This window comes from Pseudoalteromonas sp. SR45-5 (assembly GCF_014163565.1).
In the GTDB taxonomy this organism is placed as follows: domain Bacteria; phylum Pseudomonadota; class Gammaproteobacteria; order Enterobacterales; family Alteromonadaceae; genus Pseudoalteromonas; species Pseudoalteromonas distincta.
The window spans coordinates 1-4,083 of the sequence record NZ_JACJDN010000359.1 but is presented as its reverse complement, the minus strand read 5'-3'; the positions used below and the strand labels follow the sequence as shown (position 1 = coordinate 4,083).

Below are 4,083 nucleotides of genomic sequence, written 5' to 3'. Positions count from 1 at the left end.
ATTTTGAGTTAAATCTGAATGCTAATTGGACTATAATGCGTGCCTAAAATATCGTTCAATCCCTAACCCCGGATGAAATTACCTATGTTGATCCTTCGTGGTGCACCAGCACTTTCAGAGTTCAGAGTTAATAAAATTTTAGCGCGTTGCCAACAATCGCAACTTCCAGTCACTAACGTATACGCCGAGTATGCTCACTTTGCCGATTTAACATCGCCGTTGAGTAGCTCTGAGCAAACCAAGCTTGAAAAACTATTAACTTACGGTCCAACTATTGCTGAGCATACCCCAGCTGGCAAACTTGTACTTGTTACACCTCGCCCAGGTACCATTTCACCTTGGGCATCTAAAGCTACCGATATCGCCCACAACTGTGGTTTAAAGCAGGTTCACCGTGTTGAACGCGGTATTGCTTATTATGTTGAAGGTGATTTAAACGCAGAACAACTTGCACAAGTAACTGCGTTATTGCACGACCGCATGACTGAAGCCACACACAATGAACTTGAAGATGCGGCTCAGCTGTTTCGCAGTGATGCCCCACGCCAAATGTCGTCTGTCGATATTTTAGGTGGTGGACGCGAAGCACTAGCAACAGCCAATGTTGAGCAAGGCTTTGCGCTTGCTGATGACGAAATAGACTACTTAGTAGAAAATTTTACAAAGTTAGGACGTAACCCTAACGACATCGAATTGTTTATGTTTGCACAAGCGAACTCAGAGCATTGTCGCCATAAAATATTTAATGCTGACTGGACAATCGATGGTAAAGAGCAGCCAAAATCGCTGTTTAAAATGATTAAAAATACGTTTGAGCTAAATCCTGAAAATGTATTGTCGGCGTATAAAGATAACGCGGCAGTAATGAAAGGCTCAAAAGCGGGTCGCTTCTTCCCAAATGCGCAAGGTGAATATGCGTATCATCAAGAAGACATTGAAATACTAATGAAAGTTGAAACTCATAACCACCCAACAGCTATTGCGCCATTCTCAGGTGCTGCTACAGGTTCTGGTGGTGAGATTCGCGATGAAGGCGCAACTGGTCGTGGCTCTAAGCCAAAAGCAGGCTTAGTTGGCTTTACTGTATCAAATTTACGTATTCCAGGTTACGAGCAACCGTGGGAAAGCGATTTTGGTAAGCCGGGTCGTATTGTAAACGCACTTGATATAATGACAGAAGGTCCACTAGGTGGCGCTGCATTTAATAATGAGTTTGGTCGTCCTAACTTATTAGGCTACTTCCGTACTTACGAAGAAAAAGTAACAAGCCATAACGGTGAAGAAGTACGTGGTTACCATAAACCAATTATGCTTGCCGGTGGTTTAGGTAATATTCGCTCTGATCATGTTCAAAAAGGTGATATTCCTGTAGGCGCTAAATTAATTGCGCTAGGCGGGCCTGCAATGAACATTGGTTTAGGCGGTGGTGCTGCATCAAGTATGGCCTCAGGTCAGTCAAACGAAGATTTAGACTTTGCTTCAGTACAGCGCGAAAACCCAGAAATGGAACGTCGTTGCCAAGAAGTTATCGATAAATGTTGGCAGCTAGGCGATGAAAACCCAATCGCGTTTATTCATGATGTAGGTGCCGGCGGTTTATCTAACGCGTTTCCTGAGCTTGTTAATGATGGCGGACGTGGTGGTAAGTTCCAATTACGTAGCATCCCTAACGATGAGCCAGGCATGGCACCACACGAAATTTGGTGTAATGAATCACAAGAGCGTTATGTACTCGCTGTTGGCGTAGAGGACTTTGACCGCTTTGAAGCAATTTGTAAGCGCGAACGTGCCCAGTACGCTGTTATTGGTGAAGCAACAGCTGAACCTCACTTAACTGTGTCAGACAGCCACTTTGAAAATAACCCTGTTGATTTGCCGCTGGACGTATTATTAGGTAAAGCACCTAAAATGCACCGCGATGTAACGTCAAAGCAAGTTGTTGGCAAAGCGCTTGATATCACATCAATAAATGCAGCAGATGCAGCGCAGCGATTAATGCGTTTACCAACCATTGCAGAAAAAACATTCTTAATAACAATCGGCGATCGCTCAGTTACGGGTTTAGTAGCGCGCGACCAAATGGTTGGTCCTTGGCAAGTACCTGTTGCTAACTGTGCTGTAACTGCGGCAACGTATGATACTTACCACGGTGAAGCTATGTCACTCGGTGAGCGTACTCCGGCTGCATTACTTAATTACGGTGCATCTGCTCGTTTAGCTGTGGCAGAGTCGTTAACTAATATTGCCTGTGCAAATATTGGTAGCCTTGAAAACATTAAGTTATCGGCAAACTGGATGGCAGCAGCGGGTCACCCAGGTGAAGATGCTGGTTTATATGAAGCTGTTAAAGCCGTAGGCGAAGAGCTTTGTCCTGCGCTTGGTTTAACGATTCCTGTAGGTAAAGATTCTATGTCGATGAAAACGACATGGAAAGATGAAGGTGACTCACAAGAGAAGTCAGTAACATCGCCGCTTTCACTGGTTATAACTGCGTTTGGTCGTGTTGACGACGTACGTAAAACAGTAACTCCACAACTGCGCACAGATAAAGGCGATACATCGCTTATATTAGTTGATTTAGGTGCGGGTAAAAACCGCATGGGCGCATCAAGCCTTGCACAAGTTTATAAGCAATTAGGTGATGTAACCCCTGATGTTGATAGCCCTGAGTTATTAAAAGGCTTCTATAACGCAATGCAAGCACTTGTGGCTGATAGTAAGTTACTTGCTTATCATGACCGCTCAGATGGTGGTTTATTTACCACAGTAGCTGAAATGGCGTTTACGGGTCATACCGGTGTAACTGTTGATCTAGCAGCTTTAACAGGTTCAGACATTGAAGCGCTTTATAACGAAGAGCTAGGTGCGGTAATTCAAGTTGCAAATGCTGATTTAGATGCAGTAAATGCGGTGTTTGAACAACATGGTATAGCAGCCATTAGTCACAATATTGGCACGCTTAACAGTGACGATACGATTATGTTTAACCGTGGCGAAAATACGGTACTTAATCATACGCGTACTGAGCTTCGTACTATTTGGGCTGAAACAACGTATCAAATGCAAGCACGCCGTGATAACCCTGAGTGTGCTAAGCAAGAGTTTGATGCTAAATTTGATGCAAAAGATCCAGGCTTAAACGTAAAACTTAACTTTGATTTAAACGAAGATATAGCTGCACCATACATTGCAACCGGTGCTAAACCGCAAATGGCTATTTTACGTGAGCAGGGTGTTAACTCTCATTTAGAAATGGCGGCAGCGTTTAATCGCGCAGGTTTTTCAGCCGTTGATGTACACATGAGCGACATTTTAGAAGGTCGTTTAACACTAGAGCAATTTAAAGGTTTAGTGGCCTGTGGTGGTTTCTCATACGGTGACGTACTTGGTGCAGGTGAAGGTTGGGCTAAGTCTATTTTGTTTAACGACATGGCACGCGATCAGTTCCAAAACTTTTTCCACCGTGAAGATACTTTCAGCTTAGGTGTATGTAACGGTTGCCAAATGTTATCAACGTTAAAAGAGTTGATCCCTGGTACTGAACATTGGCCGCGCTTTGTAACTAATAAATCAGAGCGTTTTGAAGCACGCTTTAGTTTAGTAGAAATACAAGAGAATCCGTCTGTGTTCTTTAACGGAATGGCTGGCTCGCGTATGCCTATAGCGGTTTCTCATGGTGAAGGTCATGCTGAGTTTGCAAACGATGCAGCCACTAAAGCGGCGCTTGATAGCGGCACTGTAGCGGTTAAATTTGTAGATAACTACGGTAACCCTACAACGCAGTACCCAGCGAATCCTAATGGTTCTCCAGAAGGTATTACCGGTATTACGTCAACTGATGGTCGTGCCACTGTAATGATGCCGCATCCAGAACGTGTATTCAGAAGCGTTGCCAACTCTTGGCACCCAGATGAGTGGCTCGAGGATAGCCCGTGGATGCGTATGTTCCGTAATGCACGTAAAAACGTAGGTTAATTATATTTACGTTTATACAAGTTAGATTCATAATCTTACTGTAAAATAAAAAAGGCTGCATTGTGCAGCCTTTTTTGATTATACCAATCTGCTTATATATGGGGTCTA

Annotated in this window: 1 protein-coding gene; it reads left to right on the top strand. The window is 43.8% G+C overall.

Annotated elements, in window-relative coordinates; genetic code table 11:
• Positions 1 to 84 precede the first annotated feature (84 nt).
• Positions 85 to 3,975, top strand: coding sequence for a phosphoribosylformylglycinamidine synthase (purL, locus tag H5072_RS13245; RefSeq protein ID WP_182693782.1), 3,891 nt, complete (start codon positions 85 to 87; stop codon positions 3,973 to 3,975).
• The last annotated feature ends 108 nt before the right edge of the window (positions 3,976 to 4,083 follow it).

What these genes read in the sequence shown, in the direction of transcription:
- purL (WP_182693782.1), top strand. Translation starts at nt 85, where the DNA reads ATGTTGATCCTTCGTGGTGCACCAGCACTTTCAGAGTTCAGAGTTAAT.